General features: G+C 56.7%; 15 protein-coding genes. 10 read left to right on the top strand and 5 right to left on the bottom strand.

Features of this window, described 5'->3' with window-relative positions:
- Nucleotides 1-107: 107 nt before the first annotated feature.
- The 3 genes from actP to acs all read right to left on the bottom strand — a co-directional run bounded on the left by actP (nt 108) and on the right by acs (nt 4,185).
- On the bottom strand, nt 108-1,760 hold the full coding sequence (actP, locus tag K5Y32_RS15720; protein ID WP_222184983.1) for a cation/acetate symporter ActP: 1,653 nt from the start codon (nt 1,758-1,760) through the stop codon (nt 108-110).
- A complete protein-coding gene (locus K5Y32_RS15725) occupies nt 1,757-2,083 on the bottom strand; it encodes a DUF485 domain-containing protein (RefSeq protein ID WP_008109989.1) in 327 nt (108 codons plus the stop codon). Before K5Y32_RS15725 ends, actP begins: the two co-directional genes overlap by 4 nt.
- A 146-nt stretch (nt 2,084-2,229) precedes the next feature.
- Complete coding sequence (acs, locus tag K5Y32_RS15730; RefSeq protein ID WP_222184984.1) at nt 2,230-4,185, bottom strand: acetate--CoA ligase; 1,956 nt, start codon at nt 4,183-4,185, stop codon at nt 2,230-2,232.
- Nucleotides 4,186-4,766: 581 nt separating this feature from the next.
- On the opposite strand from acs, the gene gltP reads away from it, so the two are divergent.
- From gltP to K5Y32_RS15755, 5 genes are all read left to right on the top strand, one after another.
- Nucleotides 4,767-6,068, top strand: coding sequence for a glutamate/aspartate:proton symporter GltP (gltP, locus tag K5Y32_RS15735; protein WP_007888562.1), 1,302 nt, complete (start codon nt 4,767-4,769; stop codon nt 6,066-6,068).
- A gap of 197 nt (nt 6,069-6,265) precedes the next feature.
- Nucleotides 6,266-7,177 carry an N-acetylmuramic acid 6-phosphate etherase gene (gene murQ, locus K5Y32_RS15740; RefSeq protein ID WP_222184986.1) on the top strand — a complete coding sequence of 304 codons (912 nt, stop codon included), beginning with the start codon at nt 6,266-6,268 and terminating at the stop codon, nt 7,175-7,177.
- Nucleotides 7,177-8,607 carry a PTS N-acetylmuramic acid transporter subunit IIBC gene (murP, locus tag K5Y32_RS15745; RefSeq protein WP_222184988.1) on the top strand — a complete coding sequence of 477 codons (1,431 nt, stop codon included), beginning with the start codon at nt 7,177-7,179 and terminating at the stop codon, nt 8,605-8,607. The genes murQ and murP overlap by 1 nt, the downstream gene beginning before the upstream one ends.
- Before the next feature lie 531 nt (nt 8,608-9,138).
- Entirely contained in the window at nt 9,139-15,207 is a 6,069-nt protein-coding gene (locus K5Y32_RS15750; protein ID WP_222184990.1) for an autotransporter outer membrane beta-barrel domain-containing protein, read from the top strand.
- A gap of 494 nt (nt 15,208-15,701) precedes the next feature.
- Entirely contained in the window at nt 15,702-17,246 is a 1,545-nt protein-coding gene (locus K5Y32_RS15755; protein WP_222184992.1) for a PAS domain-containing methyl-accepting chemotaxis protein, read from the top strand.
- Here K5Y32_RS15755 and K5Y32_RS15760 read toward each other — a convergent pair.
- Nucleotides 17,243-18,193 carry an AraC family transcriptional regulator gene (locus K5Y32_RS15760; RefSeq protein WP_222184994.1) on the bottom strand — a complete coding sequence of 317 codons (951 nt, stop codon included), beginning with the start codon at nt 18,191-18,193 and terminating at the stop codon, nt 17,243-17,245. The genes K5Y32_RS15755 and K5Y32_RS15760 overlap by 4 nt on opposite strands.
- A gap of 104 nt (nt 18,194-18,297) precedes the next feature.
- Here K5Y32_RS15760 and K5Y32_RS15765 point away from each other — a divergent pair, with 104 nt between their 5' ends.
- From K5Y32_RS15765 to K5Y32_RS15780, 4 genes are all read left to right on the top strand, one after another.
- Complete coding sequence (locus K5Y32_RS15765) at nt 18,298-19,485, top strand: MFS transporter (protein WP_222184996.1); 1,188 nt, start codon at nt 18,298-18,300, stop codon at nt 19,483-19,485.
- 338 nt (nt 19,486-19,823) lie between these two features.
- Complete coding sequence (locus tag K5Y32_RS15770; RefSeq protein ID WP_192412651.1) at nt 19,824-20,033, top strand: DUF1471 domain-containing protein; 210 nt, start codon at nt 19,824-19,826, stop codon at nt 20,031-20,033.
- Between the two features lie 215 nt (nt 20,034-20,248).
- Nucleotides 20,249-21,301 carry a YncE family protein gene (locus K5Y32_RS15775; protein ID WP_222184998.1) on the top strand — a complete coding sequence of 351 codons (1,053 nt, stop codon included), beginning with the start codon at nt 20,249-20,251 and terminating at the stop codon, nt 21,299-21,301.
- A 122-nt stretch (nt 21,302-21,423) separates the two neighbouring features.
- Nucleotides 21,424-23,064 carry a dihydroxyacetone kinase subunit DhaK gene (locus K5Y32_RS15780; protein WP_222185000.1) on the top strand — a complete coding sequence of 547 codons (1,641 nt, stop codon included), beginning with the start codon at nt 21,424-21,426 and terminating at the stop codon, nt 23,062-23,064.
- Between the two features lie 76 nt (nt 23,065-23,140).
- Here K5Y32_RS15780 and sbmA read toward each other — a convergent pair whose 3' ends face one another.
- Nucleotides 23,141-24,376 carry a peptide antibiotic transporter SbmA gene (gene sbmA / locus K5Y32_RS15785; RefSeq protein ID WP_222185002.1) on the bottom strand — a complete coding sequence of 412 codons (1,236 nt, stop codon included), beginning with the start codon at nt 24,374-24,376 and terminating at the stop codon, nt 23,141-23,143.
- 296 nt (nt 24,377-24,672) lie between these two features.
- On the opposite strand from sbmA, the gene K5Y32_RS15790 reads away from it, so the two are divergent.
- The gene (locus tag K5Y32_RS15790; protein ID WP_217550034.1) at nt 24,673-25,407 is read left to right on the top strand and encodes a gluconate 2-dehydrogenase subunit 3 family protein; all 735 of its coding nucleotides are present in this window, start codon (nt 24,673-24,675) and stop codon (nt 25,405-25,407) included.
- Nucleotides 25,408-25,409: the final 2 nt, after the last annotated feature.

Here is a 25,409-nt window from a genome sequence, read left to right on the forward strand (position 1 = left end):
CCTCATCCCGGCCTTCTCCCGCAAGCGGGAGAAGGAGAAAATCGCGCCGGTCTGTTCCCTCTCACATTTATGGGAGAGGGTTAGGGTGAGGGGAAGCCAGCACGGAATTAATGCGACTTACCCTGCGAAATCCCAATCCCCGTCTGTGAGCGAATAAACTGCCCACGGAAGCGGGCACGTTCCTGCGCACCGCGAGCAGAATGGTCGGTAATCGAGAACAGCCAGATACCGATAAACGCCGCCAGCATTGAGAACAGCGCCGGATACTCATACGGATAGATCGGTTTCTCATGCCCGAGCACCTGAACCCAAATCGTTGGGCCAAGAATCATCAGCAGTACCGCAGTAATGAGTCCCAGCCAACCGCCCACCATTGCGCCGCGCGTGGTGAGTTTCGACCAGTACATCGACAGCAAAATAATCGGGAAGTTACAGCTGGCGGCAATTGAGAACGCCAGGCCGACCATAAAGGCAATATTCTGTTTCTCAAACAAAATCCCCAGCGCAATCGCCACCACACCTAACACCAGCACGGTGATCTTCGAGATGCGCAACTCATCGCGTTCCGTCGCCTTACCTTCGCGGATCACGCTGGCATAGAGATCGTGTGAAACCGCCGAGGCCCCCGCCAGTGTCAGACCTGCGACCACCGCCAGAATGGTGGCGAAGGCCACGGCCGAGATAAAGCCGAGGAACAGGCTGCCGCCGACCGCGTTCGCCAGATGCACCGCTGCCATGTTGGTGCCGCCGAGCAGCGCGCCGCTGGCGTCTTTAAAGGCCGGATTCGATCCCACCAGCAAAATCGCGCCGAAGCCGATGATAAAGGTCAGGAAGTAGAAGTAGCCCATAAAGCCGGTGGCCCAGAACACGCTTTTACGCGCTTCACGCGCATCGGCCACGGTGAAGAAGCGCATCAGAATATGCGGCAAACCGGCGGTACCGAACATTAAACCTAGCCCCAGCGACAGCGCCGAGATCGGATCTTTCACCAGCCCGCCCGGTTGCATAATCGCCGCGCCTTTCGGGTGCACCGCCATCGCTTCGGTGAACAGCGTGTTAAAACTGAAGCCGGTGGCTTTCATCACCATAATCGCCATAAAGCTGGCACCAAACAGCAGCAGCACCGCTTTGATGATCTGCACCCAGGTGGTCGCCAGCATGCCGCCAAACAGCACGTACAGCACCATCAGAATGCCGACCATCACCACCGCGATATGGTAATCGAGGCCGAACAGCAGCTGGATCAGCTTACCGGCACCCACCATCTGCGCGATGAGATAAAGCGCCACCACCACCAGCGAGCCGCAGGCCGACAGCGTTCGAATCGGTTTCTGCGCGAGGCGATAGGAGGCGACATCGGCGAAGGTATAGCGTCCGAGGTTACGCAGACGTTCGGCAATCAAAAACAGGATCATCGGCCAGCCGACGAGGAAGCCGAGCGAGTAGATCAACCCGTCGTAACCGGAGGTGTAAACCAGAGCAGAAATACCGAGGAAGGAGGCGGCAGACATAAAGTCACCGGCGATGGCGAGGCCATTCTGGAAACCGGTGATGTTGCCGCCTGCGGTGTAGTAATCGCTGCGCGAACGGGTGCGTTTCGAGGCCCAATAGGTGATGCCGAGCGTCGCCGCGACAAACACCACGAACATGATGATGGCTTCATAGTTGGTGGCTTGCCGTTGCACCGCGCCGGTAATGGCATCGGCGGCAAACACGCTGGCGGGCACGATGGCTAAAAATACCGAAAGCAGGCGCTTCATGATTTCACCTCGCTCAGGATCTGTTTGGTCAGACGATCAAACTCGCCGTTGGCGCGCCACACGTAGACGCCGGTCAGCACGAATGACATCACGATTAAACCGACACCAATCGGAATGCCGCGCGTGACGTTAGTGCCCGCGTGCAGCGGCGTACCAAGCCAGGCGGGCGCAAAGGCGATCAACAGAATAAAGCCGATATAGAGCACCAGCATGATCACGCTGAGCAGCAGCGCAAACGCCTGGCGCTTGTGCACCAGTTCATGGAAGCGCGGATTATTCTCGACTTGTTGCCAGACTGCTTCCTGTTCAGGGGTTTCGTTCATCACATTTTCTCCAGAGGCAAGGCAGACAGATATCTCACGATAAAGTGATTTAACTGGCTGAATATTCTAGTTTTATAAGTTGTGCGAACTCAGAAATACGTGGCATATAAGGGCGGCCAAATGGTCGCCCCTACAACAGAAGCCGCTTACGGCATGGTGATGGACTGTTTCTCCTCCAGCAATTTCTCTACCACGCCCGGATCGGCCAGCGTAGAGGTATCGCCGAGATTGCTGGTATCGCCCGTAGCGATTTTGCGCAGAATGCGACGCATAATCTTGCCGGAGCGGGTTTTTGGCAGCGAGTCGGTCCAGTGCAGCACATCAGGCGTGGCAATCGGGCCAATCTCTTTACGCACCCAGTTACGCACTTCGGTATACAGCTCTGGCGACGGCTCTTCGCCGTGGTTGAGCGTGATATAAGCGTAGATCGCCTGGCCTTTGATGCTGTGCGGAATGCCCACCACCGCGGCTTCGGCAATCTTCGGATGCGACACCAGCGCCGATTCAATCTCGGCGGTGCCGAGACGGTGGCCGGAGACGTTGAGCACGTCATCGACGCGGCCGGTGATCCAGTAATAACCCTCTTCATCACGGCGCGCGCCGTCACCGCTGAAGTAGCGATTTTTGAAGGTGGAGAAGTAGGTCTGTTCGAAACGATCGTGATCGCCATACAGCGTACGCGCCTGGCCCGGCCAGGAATCGACAATCACCAGGTTTCCTTCGGTGGCTCCCTCGAGCGGATTGCCTTCGTTATCCACCAGCGCTGGCTGCACGCCGAAGAACGGTTTGGTGGCGGAACCGGCTTTCAGCTCAGTCGCACCCGGCAATGGCGTGATCATGAAGCCGCCGGTTTCGGTTTGCCACCAGGTATCGACGATCGGGCAACGACTGTCGCCAATCTTTTTGTAATACCACTCCCAGGCTTCCGGGTTGATCGGTTCACCCACCGAACCCATGATGCGCAGGCTGCTGCGATCGGTGCCTTCAATCGCTTTATCGCCTTCGGCCATCAGTGCGCGAATCGCGGTTGGCGCGGTATACAGCAGCGTCACCTTATGTTTATCCACCACTTCCGCCATGCGGCTTGGTTTTGGCCAGTTCGGTACGCCTTCAAACATCAGCGTGGTCGCGCCGCACGCCAGCGGGCCGTAAATCAGATAGCTGTGGCCGGTGATCCAGCCGACATCGGCGGTACACCAGTAAACATCATCAGGATGATAATCAAACACATACTTAAAGGTGCTGGCGGCATAAACCAGATAACCGCCGGTGGTGTGCAGCACGCCTTTCGGCTTGCCGGTGGAACCGGAGGTATAAAGGATAAACAGCGGATGTTCGGCATCGACGGCAACCGGTTCATGCTGATCGCTGGCCTTCGCCACCAGATCGTGCCACCACAGATCGCGGCCTTCGCGCCAGCCGGTGTCTTTACCGGTGCGTTTAAACACCACCACATTTTTCACCGTGGTGACGTTTGGATTGTTCAGGGCATCATCGACGTTTTTCTTCAGCGGAATGCTGCGTCCGGCGCGCACGCCTTCATCGGCGGTGATGATCAGTTTGGCGTTGGAATCGACCACGCGCCCGGCGACAGCTTCCGGTGAGAAGCCACCGAAGATCACCGAATGCACCGCGCCAATGCGCGCACAGGCCAGCATGGCAACGGCGGCTTCAGGCACCATCGGCATGTAAATCGCCACCACGTCGCCTTTCTTCACGCCCAGGCTATCGAGCGCATTGGCAAAGCGGCAGACGTCCGCATGCAATTCGCGGAAAGTAATGGTTTTGCTTTCGCTGGCGTCGTCGCCTTCCCAGATAATGGCGGGATGGTCGCCACGCGTGGCGAGATGGCGATCAAGGCAGTTCGCGGCGAGGTTCAGTGCGCCATCTTCATACCAGCGAATTGAAATATTGCCGGGGGCAAAGGAGGTATTTTTCACTTTGCTGTAAGGCTTAATCCAGTCGAGGATTTTGCCTTGCTCACCCCAAAAGGTGTCGGGATCGTCAACCGATTGTTGATACAGCGCCGCATACTGATCGGCATTAATGAGAGCATTCGCTGCAATGGCAGCGGGTACGGGATGCTTGTGTATTTGGCTCATGGCTGACCTCCTTGAAGATGTTAATCATATGTCAATCAATGGTTAATTGAAGACCACGACAGGGCTTTGTTTCTGTTTTGTAGTCTGGATCACGACCTTTTATCACCAGCAAATCCCCGGCGATCGGCGGGTAAAAACGCCGCGCCAGTAGCGCGATCTTCTGCTTTAAGCCTAAGAGATCTCAGCCTCTGCTGTGCAAATAATCAGCAAACGCGCCGGGCCGCTTTTTGCGCAATATTGCATAGCTATGCTGAAACTTATCGAATTAACACTTTTCATAACAGCGAGTTATGACTGTTAACCTTTGTCAGCATTTTATGCTACTAACCTGAATAAGATTTGCGCTATCGCGCCGGGGGTTGCATTTACCGTAGTGAAAATGGTACTTATCTCGGCCCTGTTCAGCAGGTATCAACTCAGACTGCATCACCCCGCAGGCGCAAAATGCCTGCACAGCTGTAACCGACGTAGTCATAAATAACCCTCTATTTTATCGGGCTTTTGCTCACTTCCCTGTGTGACATTTCTCCTGCACCTTCGCAGCAGAGCAAAGGGGTTTTTAACTGAGGAAATAACGCGTTATGAAAGGTTTTAAGTTCACCCTTGCATGGCAGATTTTAGTCGCGCTGATTCTGGGCGTGATTGTGGGAACCGTGCTGCATAATCAGCCCGACGATCGTGAATGGTTAATCACTAACATTCTGACGCCAGCGGGTGACATCTTTATTCATCTGATCAAGATGATTGTGGTACCGATTGTTATCTCCTCACTGATTGTCGGCATTGCTGGCGTGGGTGATGCGAAAAAGCTCGGACGTATTGGTGTCAAAACCATTATCTATTTTGAAGTGATCACCACCCTTGCCATTGTGGTCGGCATCACGCTGGCCAACGTATTCCAACCCGGCAGCGGCATTGATATGTCAACGCTGGCAACGGTGGACATCTCTAAATACGAAGCCACCACCGAAGCGGTTCAGGGTGCACCGCACGGTCTGGTCACCACCATTCTGTCGCTGATCCCACAGAACATCTTCGCCTCGCTGGTGAAGGGCGACATGCTGCCGATTATCTTCTTCTCGGTGCTGTTTGGTATGGGCCTGTCGGCGCTGCCATCGGAACATCGCGATCCGCTGGTCACGGTATTCCGTTCGATTTCCGAAACCATGTTTAAAGTGACGCACATGATCATGCGTTATGCGCCAGTCGGCGTGTTTGCGCTGATTGCGGTCACCATTGCTAACTTCGGTTTTGCGTCGCTCTATCCACTCGCCAAGCTGGTACTGCTGGTGTACGTGGCGATTCTGTTCTTTGCTTTCGTGGTGCTCGGCACGGTGGCGCGCTTCTGTAAGCTGCGCATTACCACGCTAATGCGCATTCTCAAAGACGAGCTGATTCTTGCCTATTCCACCTCCAGCTCAGAAACCGTGCTGCCGCGCATCATGCAGAAGATGGAAGCCTACGGTGCGCCGAAAGCCATCACCAGCTTCGTGGTGCCGACCGGTTACTCGTTCAACCTCGATGGTTCAACGCTGTATCAGAGCATCGCGGCGATCTTTATCGCCCAGCTGTATGGCATCGATCTGTCGCTGACCGACGAGATCATTCTGGTGCTGACGCTGATGGTGACCTCGAAAGGCATCGCTGGCGTGCCGGGCGTCTCCTTCGTGGTGCTGCTGGCAACGCTGGGCAGCGTGGGCATTCCGCTGGAAGGCCTGGCATTTATCGCTGGTGTCGATCGCATCATGGACATGGCGCGTACCGCGTTGAACGTGATCGGTAACGCGCTGGCGGTGCTGGTGATTGCGCGCTGGGAAGACCAGTTCGACACCAAACAAGCTGCCGCCTACGAGCAACAGCTGCGCACGCAAAGCGCCAGCTAATCTTCCAGGTGCGCATGAATGCGCACCCTACGAAAACCTCGCCATTCATGGCGACCGCTACGCACAGAAACCCGCTTCGGCGGGTTTTTTTATGTCCGCTGCGGCAAAAAGCAAAAAAATCCCGCTCAGCAGAGGAATTAACAATTCTGTGTGATATATAGTTTTACGAATAAATTATTCTCACACAGGAGTGTCTCATGCAGATCGATCTGAGCCAGATGATCACTGAAGGTCGTAATCCCGCCAGCCACAACATCGATGAGCTGACCACCGAAGCGATGCTGCGGGTGATCAATGATGAAGACAAAAAAGTGGCGCTGGCGGTGGAAGCAATCGTGCCGCAGATTGCGCAGGTGGTGGATGCCATCACCCGCGCCTTCAGCAAAGGCGGTCGCCTGATCTATTGCGGCGCAGGCACGTCGGGTCGTCTGGGGATTCTGGATGCTAGCGAATGTCCGCCGACCTTCGGCACGCCGCGCAGCCAGGTGGTTGGGCTAATTGCTGGCGGCCACACCGCAATTCTGCAGGCGGTAGAAAACGCCGAAGACAACGTGGAGCAGGGCGCGCAGGATCTGCGTGATATCAATCTCAACGCTAACGATGTGCTGGTCGGGATTGCCGCCAGCGGCCGCACGCCCTATGTGCTGGGCGCGCTGGCGTATGCGCGTCAGCAAGCCGCATTTACCGCAGCGTTAACCTGTAATCCCAACAGCCCAATGTCGCAGGCCGCGGATGTGGCGTTGACCCCGGTGGTGGGCCCGGAAGTGATCACCGGTTCTTCGCGCATGAAAGCCGGCACGGCGCAGAAACTGGTGCTGAATATGCTCACCACCGGCGCGATGATTCGCAGCGGCAAGGTGTACGGCAATCTGATGGTCGATGTGGAAGCCACCAACCAGAAGCTGGTGCAGCGCCAGGTGAACATCGTCAAACAAGCCTCCGACTGTGACGATGCTACCGCGCAGCAGGCGTTGGCGGCGAGTAATGGGCACTGTAAAACCGCGATTGTCATGGTGCTGGCGGGATTAACGGCCGATGAAGCAAAATCGCTGCTGAGTCAGAATCAGGGCTTCATTCGCAACGCTTTGCGTGACGCAGGAGCGCAATAATGGCGGCCATTACCGAAGATCTGGTACGCGACATTTTGCTGGCGGTGGGCGGCGCCAATAATGTGGTGCAGTGCGGCAACTGCATGACGCGCCTGCGTCTGACACTCAACGATGCCGCGCGAGTGGATAGTGCCACACTCAAAACACTGCCGGGCGTGCTGGGCGTGATTGACAGCGATGCACAGCTGCAGATCGTGCTCGGTCCCGGCAAAGCGCAAACCGCAGCGGAGAAGATGCAGGCGCTGCTTAATCAGCAGGAGCCGGGCGATCTGCAGGCCATCGCCAGCGCGCAAAAACAGCAGATGAAGGCAAAGCAGACCAGCGCATTGCACCGTTTTCTCTCCTGCTTCGCCACCATCTTTACGCCGCTGATCCCCGGTTTTATCGGTGCCGGCTTGCTGCTGGGTTTCGCCACGCTGATTGAGCAGATCTTCCACCTTAATCAGCCTGGCGATCATGCACGCTGGCTGGTGGATACCGTGGCGTACATGAAGGTGTTTGGCAAAGGGTTGTTCACCTTCCTGAGTATTTTGATCGGCTATAACGCGCAGAAAGCCTTTGGCGGTACCGGCGTCAACGGGGCCATTATCGCCTCGCTGTTTGTGCTCGGTTATATCCCTGACGCGAAGGTCGGTTATTACAGCGGGATGCAGGATTTCTTCGGCATGGTGATCGATCCGCGCGGCAATATTATTGGCGTGCTGCTGGCGGCAATATTTGGTGCCTGGGTTGAGAAACAACTGCGAAAAATCATTCCCGATAATCTCGATATGATCCTGACATCGTTGCTGACGTTATTAATTACCGGCGCGGTGACTTTCCTGGTGATTATGCCAATCGGCGGCGAATTATTTAAAGGCATGTCGTGGTTGTTCATTCATCTAAATAACAATCCGTTTGGTTGCGCTATTCTGGCCGGACTGTTTTTGATCGCGGTGATGTTTGGCATTCATCAGGGCTTTATTCCGGTCTATTTCGCGCTAATGGAAACCCAGGGCTTTAACTCGCTCTTCCCAATTCTGGCGATGGCCGGCGCCGGGCAGGTCGGCGCGTCGCTGGCGTTATGGTGCAAAGCGGATAAAGACTCACTGCTGCGTAAACAGATCAAAGGCGCCATTGTGCCGGGCTTGCTCGGTGTCGGCGAACCGCTGATTTATGGCGTGACGCTGCCGCGCCTGAAGCCCTTTATCACCGCCTGTTTTGGCGGCGCGCTGGGCGGCTTCTTTATCGGACTGGTGGCGTGGCTGGGATTGCCAGTAGGAATGAACACCGTGTTTGGCCCGTCAGGTTTAGTCACGCTGCCGCTAATGACCTCATCGCAGGGCATTTTTGCCGGCATGGCGGTGTATCTCGCCGGGCTGATCGTGGCGGGGATTGGCGGGTTCGCCTTTACCTGGTGGGGCGGCACCCGCAATGTGGATTTGAGTTGAGTGCAGTGCGGATATCGACCCGGTCGCCATAAATGGCGCCCCTACAAACCAACTCCCCGTAGGGTCGCCATTCATGGCGACCTGCTCTAACCGTGACACCGTTCACACTTTTAAACTCTCTCGTATCGCTTACCCTGGCACTGTGCCGATAACTCATTAAGTACCGTTTGTAAGTAAAGCGTCAGCAGAAAATAAAGGATTTATTAAGGAGATAGAAAGCTAGACCTTAAATTTAAAATGGCCTCAATTTATTTATAATATTTAACCTGCCTCGCAATTATTTGCCCAATAACACAATAAGTTACCCACAATTGCCTTTTGCACCTGACAGTAAAAAAGTCTATACCTAAAGCCAATTAATCTATAACAACAATTCTATCCCTTTTTTCGCTGCAACGTATTTCTTCACACAGTTGTTCTCAAATTAGATTGCTACACGGGATTGGTATTAACCTGCCGTTTTATCCCCTCGCGATGAATTTAACGCTGTTGCAAAAACAGCGCGGACGCTGCACGCCCACTGGAGGAAGTATGAGGTTTAAATTAAATCCTATCGCATTAGGGATGTTGGCAGCGCAATTGCTGATCTATCCAGCAATGCAAAGTCAGGCTGTAACCTTGGGGAGCTACACACCAGAAAATAATGACAACCAAACCGGCAAGATTACCGTCAGCAGCGGCAATGAAACGCTGACCGGCAATCAGGCATTCACGGCAGGAACGGATGGCGCGGTCACCACCACGCTCGGGCAAGTGGCGATCACCTCGGGATCGCAGTATCTCAATCAGGAGCGCCTTGATCCCGGCCCGCAAAACTTCGCCATCACCACGCCTGATCCCGCAACCGGTACCAACAGCACTTTCCAGGTTTATAACTCTGCCAGTCTGGTCGCATTAGCGCCTGTCACCAGCGCCACCAGAGTGCCGGATGTGCAAAATGTCAATGATGCGCAGTACATCGATGCGCGTATTGCCGATGTCACCGGCGGCACGCTGGATGTGAATATCGGCCAGGCGAATGCGCTCAGCAGCGCCAGCACCAATAGCTGGACCATGGCCGCCAAACAGACACAGCTGTTTGATGTGAGCGGCAGCGGCACGGTGAACTGGAACAGCAATAACCGCATCAGCTTTTTCGGTGCCACCGCCACGCCGGACGGCGCGGGATCGGCCACCAGCAGCTATCAGGTACAAAACCTCGCCACCTATAACGGCGCTTTCAGCGTGCAGACGCTGGATGGCAAAAGCACCAGTTTTACCGTCACCAACGCCAGCCAGCTGCAAAGCTACAACAACTGGCTGATCAGTCAGCTGCAGGCGGGCAATCTTGATAAAACCCGCTACCTGCCCGAATTCAACAAAGCCGTCACCTTCACCAATGCCAACATCGTCTACAACGTCAGCGCCACGCCGCCTGACGAGGTGACGCAAGCTATTGGCAATCGCATTGTGATTAATGCCAATGGCGCGGGCGCGAGAGTCAATCTGGCTGCGGGTAAAACGCTGGAAGTGGTCGGCGCGACGGGCGGCGCAATCAAAGCCTCGAACGGCGCGCAAGCAGTGATTGATGGCAAGCTGGCGAGCCGCGGCAGCATCACCAATAACGGCACGGCGCTGGTGCTAACCGACAACAGCAGCGGGATTAACAACGGTGTGATTAATGGCGGATTCCTCAATCGTCAGGATGGCACCGGCATTGGCTCAACCGGCTATGGTGCTAACGGCGTAGCCGTGCAAACCGGCAGTACCTTCAACAACAACGGCATCCTTAACTTCGCCACCACCGGCAGCAATTCACAGTATGGCGTGGCGGGCATCAATCTTGGTGTGTCCTCCACCGCCAACAACAGCGGCAATATTAACGTCGGCGTCAACGGTTCCAGCGCCCGCGGCACCGCGTCTGGTGTGTTACTGACCGATGCCACTTCCAGCTTCACCAATAACGCCAGCGGCAATATCTACATTGGTCGAGGACCGCAGAATAGCCTGGGTGAGGCGACGGCGGATACCGCGATGAACCAGAGCGGTTTAACCAGCGGTATCGCTCTGGTCGCCAACGGCAACGCGGTAAACAACGGCAACATTACCATTGGCACTAAAACGCAAAACGCGGCGGGGATGTCGGCGACCGGCGCCAATAACGCCACCATGATCAACAACGGCACCATCAATGTGAACGGTACGGCTGCCACCATTCCGCGTGAAAACGTCGGCATGCTGGTGACCAACAGTGCTGGCAACATCAATAACGCCGGCACCATCAACCTGAATGGCGTGAATGGCACCGGCCTGAAAGTGCTGGCCACCAACGGCAACGCCGCCAGCGCCACCTCAACCGGCACCATCAACGTGGCAGGCGGGGCCGATCCGGCCAGCGGCACGCGCAACTATGGCGTGTGGGTAGAAGGGCAAGGAACGGGCACGGCGCAGGCCACCGTCGATGGCCCGATCAATCTCAGCGGCAATGGCGCAATTGGCGTGCATGCGCGCGGGAATTCCACGGTTACGGTGGATCCGGCTGCAGTGCCCACTTTCTCTAACGGCACCAATCAGATTGCCTTCTTTGCTTACGGCCCGAATGCGCTGATCAACGTGTTGGGCAATAATCCATTTGATGTCACTACGCAGAACTCCACGCTGTTCCGCGTTGAGCAGGGTGCAGATTTTAACGGTAACGCCTTGTCGCTCACCGCGTCGGGCGCGGGTTCTACCGCCGTGCTCGGCAGCGGCGCAGGCACTGATGTCAACAGTGGCGCGGCAGTGATCAACGTCAGCGGCAGCGGTGCCAATGGCATCACGGTGGAAGGCGGCGCAAATGGCGTCATTAATGCGGCAACCACTATGAATCTCACCGGCAGCAACGCGATTGGCGCGATTGTTGACGGACAAAAACACGATATCTTTGGTAGAAACAGCGGCTCGCCAGTGACCAGCACCAGCCTGAACTCAGCGGCGTCACTAAATGCGTCGCAGAGTGGATTGACCGGTTATGTGGCACGCAATCGCGCGCAGTTGACCAACACCGGCGATATCACCTTCAGCGGTGCCAACTCCACCGGCATTCGCGTCGAGAGCGGCGCAACCGGCACCAACAGCGGCAATATCAATATCAACGATGGCGGCACCGGCATCGCGGTGAACAGCGGCAGCAGCACCTTTGCCACCACCGCCAATAACACCGGCACCATTAACGTTAACGGCGGCAGCACCACTAATCGCAGCCGCGGCGTCAGCGCCAGCGGCAATCGCGCGATAGCCAACCTGAATGGCGGCACGCTGAATCTCAACGGCACCGGCGCGATTGGGGCGGAAGCGCTCAACGGTGCGCTGGTGAATATCGCCGCCGGTTCAGCGCCGGTATTCAACAACAGTGACCAAATTGCCTATCACGCGGCGGGCAGCGGATCGCGCATTAGCTCCGCCACCAACGCGTTAAATATTAACAGTAGCGGCTCAACCGGCTATCGCATTGATGACGGCGCGGCGCTGAGTTTCACCACGCCGACCACCCTCACCGCCAGCGCCAGCAACAGCACCGGCGCGATTATCTCCGGCAGCGGCAGCAGCCTGAATAGCAGCAACGCCAACTTCACCGCCAGCGGCCAGGGCAGTACGGCGATCCGTGCTGAGGGCGGTGCGAACGCCACGCTCGATAGCGGCAGCAGCATCAATCTCAGCGGCAGCAATGCGGTCGGCGTGCTGATTAATAATCTGCGTACCGATTTGAGCAACGCGCTGGATGGCACGTCAGCGGCCACCCGCGTTACCAGCAACGGCAATGTGAGCGGCGCGGGCAATGGCGCGATGGGTTTTGATGTCACTAACGGCGCAGAGCTGGTCAACAACGGCAATGTGAACCTCACCGGCAGCAACAATATTGGGATCCGTTCGCGCGCCGGCAGCACGCTGACCAACAACGGCGTGGTCAACGTAGCCAACGGCACCGGGCTGGATGTCTCCGGCAGCGGCAGCACGCTGGCGAAAGGCGGCACCATCAATGTCGATAACGGTATCGCGGGCGTGCGCATCAGCGAAGGCGCGCAGCTGGCGCTTACCGGCAGCGACACGGTGATTACCACGCGCGGCAATGCGCACGGCATCCTGCTGGACAGCGGTGCGACCGCTCTCAGCGCCAGCGACGCCACGGTGAACGTGGTGGGAAGCGGCAACGGCATCGAAAACCGCGCCGAACTGAGCAACGTTGGTCTTAGCAATCTCACCATTAACGTCAGCGACGGCAACGGGATTCGCACCGCCGTACCATTTGATCCGGCTTCGACGGTGACCACCAACGTCTCCGGCAGCGGCAGCGGCCTGAATATCGCCAATGCCGATGGCTCCACCACCCGCGGCGATCTGACGTTGGGGTCGGGCTATCAATTTAATGTTACCGGCGCAGGCGGCACCGGTATTCGCGCCAATACCACCGGCAATGTCACCACCGCCGCCAACGTCAATATCGACAATGCGGCGGGCGGATCGGCGCTGGTCTCCAGCACAGCGGGCACCATCGTCAATACCGGCAACTTCACCTCCAACAGCCTGACGGCGCCGGTGGTGGATCTGCGCGGCGGTAAAACCATCTTCGAGAACCTCGGCAACATCATCACCGCCAATCCACAAACCGTGGCGGTAGCGGGCAGCAACGCCGATGACGAAATTCTGCTGACCGAAGGCGCGGTGCAGGGCGATATCAATCCGGGCGGCGGATCGGATCGGTTCCGCTGGACGGGCGGAACGCTCAACGGCAGCCTGACCATGGGCAACGACAACAACAACACCGCTGAAGTGAGCAATGTCGATCTCGGCACCACCTACCATCTCACCAGTGGTAATGGCACCGGCAACACCTTGACCTTCAACCAGATCGACTCGCGCGGCGGCAGCTTCAGCGCCGACGATCTCAGCAAAGGCGTTAATCTTGGCAGCGGCTGGAGCACCATCAACTTCGCCAATACCCAATGGACACTAACCGATAACCTGCAGCTGGCGCACAGCACCATCAATGTCGATGCGGATTCCACGCTGTATGCCGGCGATAACGTGCATCCAACGCTATCCGGCGGCACCGCCGATTCGCTGCTGGTGAACAACGCCGGTACGCTGGATCTCACCAACGGCGCGGGTTCACCGGGCAACACGCTGGATATTGCTGGCTCGCTGGCATCGAGCGGCGGCCAGCTCAATCTGGTCACTAACCTCAACCAAGGTGGCGCGCTGAGCAATCAGTTCACCGACCATCTCAACGTCACCGGTAATGCCAGCGGCACCACGCTGGTGAATGTGAAACTGGCGGATGCCAGCACCGGCGCGCTAACCGATCTCAATCAAAACGGTGGCGTTGAGGGCAACGAAGGGATCTCGCTGGCGCAGGTCGGCGGCAATGCCAGCGCCAACAGCTTCGCGCTGAAAGATGGCTATCTCGGCGCCGGGCCGTGGCAATATCGGCTCTACACCTTTGCGCCGGGCAGCAGTGATCCCAATCAACGTTTAGTCAGCGGCAGCGGTAATAACTATTGGGATTACCGCTTGGCGAATTACTACGTGTGCGAAGACAGCGCCAGCTGTCAGCCGACCTTTGTCACCGATGCCTTTGGTACGCCGCAAAGCTATGATTCGCGTCCAGCGGTGGTGCCGCAAGTACCATCGTATGTCTCTGCGCCGGTCGGTTTAGCCTATTACACCTCGGCGATTATCGATGATCTGCATAAACGTCTCGGTGAATTGCGCCACGAGCAGACGCGTCCGCAAGGCAACGGCGGCGAGATGTTCCTGCGCTATATCGGCTCAAATCTGAAGTACAAGAGCGATAAGAGTTTCCGCGACTTCGGTTATGACTTTGACCTCGATTACAGCGCGGTGCAGGTGGGCGGCAATCTGCTGCGACTTGACGGCGAGCAGGATAGCCTGCGCGGCGGTGTAGCTTATACGCGCGGCAACACGCGCATTCGTCCGCATGCGGCCGACGGCTACAGCAGCACCACCTTCGACAGCGACAGCCTGGCGTTCTACGGCACCTGGCAGCGTCAAAGCGGTTTCTATCTGGACGGCGTGTTGTCATTTGACTGGCATCGCGGCGAAACCGACATTGCCCGCACGCAAAAGGTGGCGAAGCTGAAAGGCAACGGCTGGACGGCATCGCTGGAGAGCGGCTATCCGTTTGAGTTGGGCGATGGCTACAAGCTGGAGCCGCAGGCGCAGCTGATGTACATGAAGCTGAATATGAATGACTTCACCGATGAAGACGGCAACAAAGTGCGTTACGGCGACTATAACCAAACCATTGGTCGTGTCGGCGCACGCCTCGATCGCACCTGGATCGACGACAGCAATCGCCAGTACACGCCTTATCTGCGCGCGAACTACTACAAAGGTTGGGGCGGCAGCGCGGATACCTCGGTGTCATCGGTGGATAATCCAGCGTTTGGCGCAACCTACAGCAGCGGGAAGTTTGGTCAAATGTGGGAACTGGGCGCAGGCGGCACCGCAACCCTGCAGAAGGATGTTTCGTTGTATGCGGAAGCGGATTATCGCAAAGAGATCGCTGGCAATGGTGCTAAAGGGTGGCGGTATAACGTGGGGGTTCGCTGGCAATTCTGATTTCCCTGCGCCCTTTGCGCTGCAGGTGCGTTGGCTGCGCTCGCTCACCCCGGTCACAGAGTTCACTCTGCTCCCGGGGATGAGCGAGCTTGCCGCCTTCCTGCAACACAAATGGCTTTGGGAAATCCCATCTCCCTGCGCCCTTTGCGCTGCAGGTGCGTTGGCTGCGCTCGCTCATCCCGGTCACAGAGTTCACTCTGCTCCCGGGGATGAGCGAGCTTGCCGCCTTCCTGCAACACAAATGGCTTTGGGACACTCTATTGCCCTTCGCCCTGTAGGTCTGATGAATGCGTTTAAATTAAAGATTGATTTGGTTTACTGTAAAACCCGGTTAATCGATGAGCTAAGTGAAAAAGTGTGAAAGCCGCTGCAAAGCGGCTTTTTTATTGGCCTGAATTTGAAACTGGTGCTAAAGCTCAAGCCGTACGATGCCGAAAAGATAAAAAAGTATTATCGATTGTTTCTTTTCGCCTGCGTATTGCAAGGACACACACATGCGTAACAACCAGCCCGTCTCTCAGCGTGAATTCGCTTTTGACGATGACGCCACATTGATGTCGACTACAGATCTCAACAGCTACATCACCTATGCCAACGACGCCTTTATTGAAGTCAGTGGCTTCAGTCCAGAAGAGGTGAATGGCCAGCCACACAACATGGTGCGCCACCCGGATATGCCGCCGGAAGCCTTTGCCGATATGTGGACGACCCTCAAACAGGGCGAGCCGTGGACGGCGCTGGTAAAAAACCGGCGTAAGAATGGCGATCATTATTGGGTGCGCGCCAACGCCATTCCGGTGGTGCGTGAGGGCAAAGTGCAGGGCTTTATGTCGGTGCGCACCAAACCGTCAGCGGAGGAGGTGCGCCAGACTGAAGCGCTATACCGCGACTTCCGCGAAGGCCGCGCCAAAGGTCGTCGCTTCCATAAAGGCTTGATGATCGGCACTGGCTGGCGTCGCCTGGGATCGATCCTGAAAACTCTGCCGCTGCGCTGGCGCATTCGCTCAACCTTATTAACGCTACTGCCGCTCTCGGTAATCGGCGTCTGGCTGCTGGGCCTGGCACCGCTGGCGATAGGCTGCTTTGCCGGCGGCATGGCGGGCCTTTTACTGCTGGCGAGCCTGTGGCTGGAGCAGCAAATTTCACGTCCGATGGAGCGCATGTGCCGTCAGGCATTAAGCGTGGCGACCGGCGCCAGCCATAAAGTGGAGCAGATCGATCGCGTCGATGAGATCGGCGTCACGCTGCGCGCCATCGGCCAGCTCGGCCTGATGTTCCGCTGGCTGGTGGATGATGTCAGCGGCCAGGCAATTAACGTACTCAGCGCCAGCGATGCCATTGCGCGTAGCAACGACGAACTGAGCCGCCGCACTGAACAAGCTGCCGCCAACGTGCAGCAAACCGCCGCCACCATGAACGAAATGACCGCCACGGTAAAGAGCAACACCGACACCGCCAAAGAGGTGAATGGGTTGTCGGAAAACACCAGTCATGCGGCGATCAAAGGCGGCGAAGTGATGCAGGAGATGGTGGGCATGATGGCGGAGATCGCCGACAGCTCGAAGCGCATCGCCAACATCACCAGCGTGATTGACGGTATCGCTTTTCAGACCAATATTCTGGCGCTCAACGCCGCAGTGGAAGCCGCGCGCGCCGGTGAGCAGGGCAAAGGCTTTGCGGTGGTGGCCGGTGAAGTGCGCAATCTCGCGCAACGCAGCGCCAAAGCCGCCAGCGAAATCAAACATCTGGTGGAAACCAGCGCCAGCCGCGTGCAATCGGGCAGCGATCACGCCGATGCAGCCGGGCATACCATGCAGGAGATTGTCGATCAGGTGCAGAATGTCACTGCGCTGATCGCGCAAATCAGCGGCGCGACCGCCGAGCAGGCCATCGCCCTAACACAGGTCAGCACCGCGGTGGAAGATCTCGACGATATCACCCATCAAAACGCCGCGCGCGTGGCGGAAAGCGCCGAAGCGTCGGGCCGTATGAAGCATCAGGCCAATCGTCTGGTGGAAGCGATCAGCGTGTTCCGCTAACGCATTTCGCGTTCGGCGCGCAGTGCGCCGGGTGGCGTGCCGACAATGCGTTTAAACGCGCGGCTAAACGCCGCCAGTGAACCGTAACCAAGGTGGAAGGCGACGCTTTCCACCGCTTCGCCCTCATTCACGATGCGTTCCACCGCCAGCCGCATGCGCAGCTCGGTAAGATAGCGCAGCGGCGTCATGCCGGTTGCCGTCTGGAAGCGCGCGGCAAACACCGAGCGTGAGCTGCCGGATTCGCGCGCCAGCCGTTCCACCGTCCAGTTTTCGCCGGGTGCGCGATGCATCGCTGCCATCGCCAGGCTAAGACGCGGATCGCGCAGCGCCTGCACCAGTCCGCTGCCTTTGCCGCAGCCATTCTCTACCCAGCCACGTACAATCTGCGCCGCCACCACATCCGCCAGCCGCGATAAAATTCCGGCGAAACCGGCTTTGCGCTGCCGCGTTTCGCGCTCCATCGCATCGAGAATCGGCTGGATTTCCGGGTATTGCGCCAGCAGCGTACTCACCAGCATCACATCTGGCATGGTATGCACTAGCGGCTGCATGCCGCCCAACTCAAACGCCATGCAGGCGCTGAATAGAATCACATCGCTGTTATCCGGGCAGAGTTCGGTGCTGTCGTCGATGGCGCAGACGCTGGCGCAAATCGGGCGGCTATTAAATGTCGAAATGGGTTCGCAAATGGCTTCTTCGCTGGAGATCAGTGCATGCGGTTTGCCGTGCGGGATCAGCAGCGCATCGCCGGCCTGTAGCGGATAGATCACGCCCGACGCCGAACGGATCATTAACGATCCGCGCCCAACAAAATGCAGCTGCGCGCGACCGGGCGCGTCGTCATATTGCAGGCCAAAAGGCGCGTGCAGCGCAATACGCTGGTATTTGACGCCATATAGGCGCATGCCCATCAGCAATTCACTGGTCAGATCTTCATAGCGGCTCATACCAATCCCAGACGAATAATCAAAAAACAAAGTTTCTGCATCATAGATCGTCTGATGATCAGTCACTATGCTTAACGCTAAATATTTTGTGATGGGGATCACAGATGAGCCTGGATACTGAAATAGCTGAAACACCTTTAGAAGTCGAGAAACCGGCGTGGGGCGCGGTGTTTGCCATGGCCTTTGGTGTGTTCGGCCTGATTACCGCAGAGTTTCTGCCGGTGAGTTTGCTGACGCCAATTGCTGATACGCTGCACATCAGCGAAGGGCAGGCGGGACAAACCGTTACTGTCACGGCGCTGGTGGCGCTGCTCACCAGTCTGGTGATTGGCAACGTGACGCGTCAGCTCGATCGTCGCGTGGTGATGCTGGCCTTTACGCTACTGCTGATTGCCTCCGCGCTGCTGGTGGCCTTTGCCGAGAATCTGCCGATGATTCTGCTGGCCCGCGTCTTGCTTGGCGTGGCGATTGGGGGTTTCTGGACGCTCTCGACGGCGATTACCATGCGTCTGGTGCCGAGCGATCAGGTGCCGCGCGCGCTTTCCATCGTGTTCAGCGGTATTTCGCTGGCGACCATTATTGCTGCGCCGCTTGGCAGCTATCTGGGCGGCATTATTGGCTGGCGTAACATCTTTATTCTGACCGCCGCATTGGGCGTGTTGGCGCTGCTGTGGCAGTTCTTCACCTTGCCGGCGATGCCGCCGGTGAATAAAGCGCGCAGCGGTGGCGTGCTGGATCTGCTGCGTAAAAGCGTGATGCGCTGGGGCATGCTGGCGGTGATCATGATGTTTACCGGCCACTTCGCCTTCTTTACTTATCTGCGTCCGTTCCTCGAAGGCAGCGCGCAGCTGAACGTCAATCAGCTGTCGCTGGTGCTGCTGGCGTTTGGCGTGGCGAACTTCTTCGGCACTTCGCTGGCGGGATATCTGGTGACGCGCAGCGTATCGCTGACGTTAACCGCGATGGCGCTGGTGATGAGCGTGACCGCGCTGCTGCTGGTGAGTTTCGGCGATGTGTCGTGGCTGGTCGCGGCGGGCGTGGCGCTGTGGGGCCTGGCGTTTGGTTCGATGCCAACCGGCTGGTCAACGTGGATTTCCCGCGCGGTGCCGGACGATGCGGAATCGGGCGGGGGCTTGCTGGTTGCCACCATTCAGCTGGCGATTACCGCCGGTGCGGCAGCCGGCGGCTGGATGTTTGATCTGCAAGGCGCAGGCGGCGTATTCCTCGCCAGCGGCGTGCTGATGCTGCTCGCCGCCATCACCATCTTCACCCGCGTCCGTCATCACGGATAACCCGTAGGGTCGCCATTTATGGCGACCTTGTCATCAACCGCACCAATGCCAAGGTCGCCATGAATGGCGTCATCTTTGTCAGATACGCTTAAATCGGTCGCCATGAATGGTGACCCTACGAAAGCTCACCTATCGCAGCCATAAATCCTGCCTTTTTATTAAATGTCAGATTTTTAACCCTTTGCACAAAGGTTAACCCAAACGTGCTTTTTAAGTTCAAAATATTCGAACAACAACGGCAAATCTCTCCGCTTTTTACTGATCAATTCTGCGCCTATTATATCTCTCAACAAGGCGATGACGCCTTACTCAATCAAACGTACATTAAGGAATTGACCATGAAAACTATCAAAACTTTTGCTGCTGTTGTTGCTCTGACCGTTCTGCCATTCGCTAGCTTTGCGCAAAGCATCACTGCAACCGCTTCAACGCTGGATGGTGCAGAAGCGCAAATCGCTGCTCAGGCGCACGAAGCTGGTGCTTCCTATAAAGTGACCGAAGCCAACTTCAACAACGGCGTGCACATGACTGCCGAACTGACCAAATAAGTTGCGTTAACGTTCTGTGCTGACAGGGTGCCTTCGGGCGCCCTGGCGGCGTTTGTAAGCGGATAAAATCCTGTCACTTTCCCCTCGAAATGATTACTATTCTCAAAAAGTAGCATCCTTCGTCGGCTCGCCTCGGGCTGTCTTTTTAACATTGGTTGTAATGTCGGGCTTTCACTTCACTGCCATCAGGCGGTGTTTTTTGCTATGGAGAAGTTATGAAGGCGAATAAAAAATCGTGGGCGCTGCGTCCACTGCTGCTGGCAACGGCGCTGTTCTCAACCTCTGCGGTGATGGCGGCGGAGTCTCAGCCGTTCAACCAGGTGATCTCAAAAGGCGCATACGAACTGGCGTTCAGCAACAGCGATAACGCGCTGTTCCTAGCGACCGCGCAGAGCACCACCGACAAAAAAGGCGGCACCGTTTATCGTCTCGATCCGCAGGATCTGGCGGTAAAACAAACCATCAACACCGATCTGCCGACCTTTGGCGCGGCGATCAACCAGAAAACCAACATTCTCTATTTCGGTAACACGCGCGATGCTGCACTGACTGCAGTGGATGCCACCAGTGGCAAAGTGATCAACACGCTGGTGCTGGATGGTCGTAAGCGCAGTGAAACTGTGCGTCCGCTGCAGCCGCGTCAATTGGCGGTTGATCCGGCTACCGATCGCGTCTACATCACCGGCCTCGGTGAGCAGAGCGTGGTGTGGGTGGTGGATGGCAAAACCCTGCAACTGATCAGCACCGTGCCGAACACCGGCAAAATGGGCACCGGTTTGGCGATCGATTCTGCGGCGCAGAAACTCTACGTCACCAACTCCGATGGCGAACTGGTGACCATCAATACGCGCCTGAACGCGATTGAAAAGCGTCAGAAAATCGATGGCGACAAAGATCACTTCTTCCTCAATATCTCGCTGGATACCAAAGGCCATCGCGCCTTCCTCAGCGACTCCAAACAGTCGCAGGTGCTGGTGCTGGATACCCGCACCCAGCAGGTGATCCACAAGATCGATGTGCCGGAATCGCTGGCGGTATTGTTCAATGCCGATCGTGATGAACTGTACGTTACGCACCGTAAAGCGGGCGAAATCAGCATCATCGACGCTAATAGCTACAAAGTGAAACGCACGGTGAAAGCGCCGGGCCTGCCAAACAGCCTGGCAGTTTCCGCCGATGGCAAAACCCTGTTTGTCAGCATCAAGCAGCCGGGTTCTCGCAAAGAACCACCGAAGAATCCAGACAGCGTTCTGCGTATCGCTTTATAAGCGGTAATAGTCTGAATTAAAGGGCGGCTTGTGCCGCCCTTTGCATTTCCGCACTTCGCTGCGCCTCTTCTGTGCGCACATACGCTACCTTGTAGGACGACAACACCAATGGAGAGGATGCAATGAGCCAGTTTTTTATGCATGAGAAAAACGATCTGGTTAACGAAGCCATCGAAGGGGTTTTGCTGAGCACGCCGTGGCACAACCTTAGTCGCCTCGATCTCGGTGATGAGATTCGCGTGGTGGTGCGTTCGGACTGGGATAAAAGCAAAGTGGCGCTGATCTCGGGCGGCGGTTCCGGCCATGAACCGGCGCATGCCGGATTTGTCGGCAAAGGCATGCTGACGGCGGCGGTGTGCGGCGATATCTTCGCCTCGCCGAGCGTCGATGCGGTGTTGAACGCCATTGTTAACGTCACCGGCGATGCCGGTTGCCTGCTGATTGTGAAGAACTATACCGGCGACCGCCTCAACTTTGGTCTGGCGGCAGAGAAAGCCAAAAACCTCGGCTACAAAGTTGAGTTGGTTATGGTGCAGGATGATATCGCGCTGCCGGAAAACCCGCAGCCGCGCGGCATCGCCGGTACTGTGCTGGTGCACAAAATTGCTGGCTTTGCGGCGGAGCAGGGACAATCGCTGGATGAAGTCAAAGCGCTGGCGCAACGCACGATTGATGCCACATCGTCCATTGGTTTGGCTTTTGCCACTTGCCATGTGCCGGGCGAAAAACGCGATGAGCGCGTCGAGCCTGGGCACAGCGAGCTCGGCATGGGCATTCACGGCGAGCCGGGCGTGATCACGCTGGATACGCAGGACAGCCGCCAAATCACCAGCATCATGACCGATAAACTGGCGCAGGCGCTGCCGGACGGCAAGCAGGCGCTGCTGCTGATCAACAATCTCGGCGGCTTCTCGCAGCTGGAGCTGGCGCTGCTAACGCGTGAAGTGTTGCAGTCGCCGCTGGCGGCGCGCATTACGCATCTGCTGGGGCCGGCAACACTGGTCAGCGCGCTGGATATGAAAGGTTTCTCGCTGACGCTGCTGGCGCTGGAGGAGTCGTTCCTTGAAGCGTTAAACGCGCCGGTTCAGGTGCTGGGTTGGGTGCCGGTGTATGACTTTGCGCCGATCAGCCTGCAACGTGCAGAGAAAATCGGCAGCGTACTGGATTTTGATGCCTCTGAGAATGCGGAGGTGGCACGCATCGTCGCCAGCGTCACGCAGACGCTGATCGATCTGGAAAGCGAGCTGAACGCGCTGGATGCCAAAGTGGGCGATGGCGATACCGGCTCAACTTTTGCCGCCGGGGCGAAGAAAATTCAGCGTGGCCTGCAGGAAAAACAGCTGCCGCTGGATGAACTGCCAACCTTGCTGGCGTTGATTGGCGAGCAGCTGGCCACGGTGATGGGTGGATCGAGCGGCGTGTTGATGTCGATTCTGTTTACCAGCGCCGGTCAGCAGCTGGAAGAGGGCAGCGCACTGCCGCAGGCGTTGATGCACGGGCTGGAACGCATGAAGCATTACGGCGGCGCACAGCCGGGCCATCGTACGTTGGTGGATGCGCTGCAACCAGCGCTGGAAGCGTTAGTGGCGGGCGAGTCGCTGGCTGCGGCGGCAGAAGCGGCCCAGAAAGGCGCCGACGCCACCGCGCAGATGCAGAGCGCCAAAGCGGGGCGTTCTGCATATCTGAATCAGCAGAGTCTGGATGGCGTGAAAGATCCGGGCGCGTATGCGATTGAGAAGGTGTTTGCGGTGTTGGCGGGTTGATGTAGCAAGGTCGCCATTAATGGCGACCCTACGCCGTAGGGTGCGCATTTATGCGCACCGTTTCAAAAACCGCACCTTACTCCGCGGCTTCGCGCATCATCTCTTCGTGCGGAATATCCTGCAAAATCTGCTCGAAACTGCGCAGACGTTTATAGATCGACATCAGCTCAACCAGCGTCGACCAAGAGGTAATGAGATACTGGAATGACGAACGCACCTGATCAAACACGTTAGTAATTTGGTTCATCATGCCCAACGTAATGGATGCGGTCACAATCGACGGTAATAGTAAAAACAGTCCAAACAGATTATCGACCTGCAGATAAAGAATGCGGGTGATATTAAAGTACAGATAGTGGAAATAGAGGCGGAAATAGTTATGGCGTACGCGGCTAAATAACTCTGCCACCGTTGGCGGAGCCGCCCGATCGGCATGATCCTCCCCGTACACCAGCTCTTTACGATAGGCCGCTTCAACCCGTTGATTGCGGAATTCCAGTCCGGGTAGCTTGATACCCACCAGCGCCAGTAAACCCGTACCAAAAATTGACCACAGCAGGGCGGCGATGACCAGCGCGTAAGGAAGATTGCCAAGAATTGGCACCTCTTTAACGTTGGGTGACAGTGCGACCAACACCGGCAGAAATGCCACCAGCGTCATGATCGCCTGAATAAAATTCACTCCCCAATCTTCCAGTGTGCCGGCGAAGCGCATGGTATCTTCCTGGACACGCTGCGCGGCACCTTCCACGTGACGTAAGCGTTGCCAGTTATGCATGTAGTAGTTGTTCATCGCAGTACGCCAGCGGAATATCCAGTGGCTAATAAAGAAGGAGCTTATTACGCCAATCACTACCGCGATCAGCGCGATACCGAGGAAAGCGGTGAGCTGATGGTAAAATTCCTCAATAGTGACGGCATTCGCCTTGCTCAGCGCTTTTTGGATCATATTGCCAAACGGATTATACCAGGCATTGATCGCTACGCTCACCTGCACGCTAAACCAGGTAATGAAGATGATTAACGCAGCCCCCCAAACCGACCAGCGCTGCCATGGATGGTTATCAATCACGCGCCACGCCAGCGCAAAGAGGCCGGCAACGATCCAGTAATAGGCGTAAAACCACAGTTGGCTGATGTGAATAAAACGGCTGGCATTGGTTGGCAAAGGTTGGTGCATCGCCGCCTGGAGTGCAGGCCAGCGCGCCGGGAAATCACTGAAAAAGCCAAACCAGGCAAAAATCGCCAGCAAACTCCAAATCGCAGCTGAGCTGAAAAACAGCGTTGGCCGCGGAAAAAAGGACTTAAACATAGGCACTCCGCTGTTGTGTGTACGCTTTTATACCGCTTCAGACCTCTATCTGTCTGTTGTGGGTTGTATCAGACGATGTCAGTTTCGCCGCTGCGATGTAAAACGACAGCGGCAATTGTTAAGTAATTAGTGCGAATTTGTTTCTAACAACTAAATTATCCACAGCAATGGTGTTACAATATTTGCACTGTTACCGGTAACAGTGCTGCTGTATCCCTTAAGCTATCAATAAAAAAACAATACAACGCAACTACTTAACTTTCATGCCGCATTATATGTGGTACTGAGGCAATGTCATGTCAGAACAAAAAAATGGTCACACTCGCAGGGATTTTCTGCTGAGAACCATCACCCTGGCGCCGGCAATGGCGGTGGGCAGTACGGCGATGGGCGCACTGGTGGCACCAATGGCCGCTGGGGCAGCAGAACAAAACGCATCACCACAACAGGCGCGTAGCTACCAGCCCACCTGGTTCACCGCCGAAGAGTTTGCCTTTATCACTGCGGCCGTGGCGCGCCTGATCCCCAACGACGAACGCGGTCCTGGCGCACTTGAAGCTGGCGTGCCGGAATTTATCGATCGTCAAATGAACACGCCGTATGCCACCGGTAACAACTGGTACATGCAAGGCCCGTTCAATCCCGATCTGCCAAAAGAGTTAGGTTATCAGCTGCCGCTGGTGCCGCAGCAGATCTACCGTCTCGGCCTCGCCGATGCCGATGGCTGGAGCAAAAAACAGCATGGCAAAGTGTTTGCCGAGCTGACGGGCGAACAGCAGGATGCGCTGCTCACCGCGTTTGAAAGCGGCAGCGCCGAGTTCCCGCAGCTGCCGGCGAAAACCTTCTTCTCCTTCCTGCTGCAAAACACCCGCGAGGGCTATTTCAGCGATCCGATTCACGGCGGCAACCAGGGCATGGTGGGCTGGAAGCTGATTGGCTTCCCAGGCGCACGCGCTGACTTTATGGATTGGGTAGAACGCGGCGAACGTTATCCGTTCCCGTCAGTGGATATTCGCGGGGAGAGGACGTAAGC

The sequence above is a fragment of the Pantoea sp. DY-15 genome (assembly GCF_019795935.1).
In the GTDB taxonomy this organism is placed as follows: Bacteria; Pseudomonadota; Gammaproteobacteria; order Enterobacterales; family Enterobacteriaceae; genus Pantoea; species Pantoea leporis.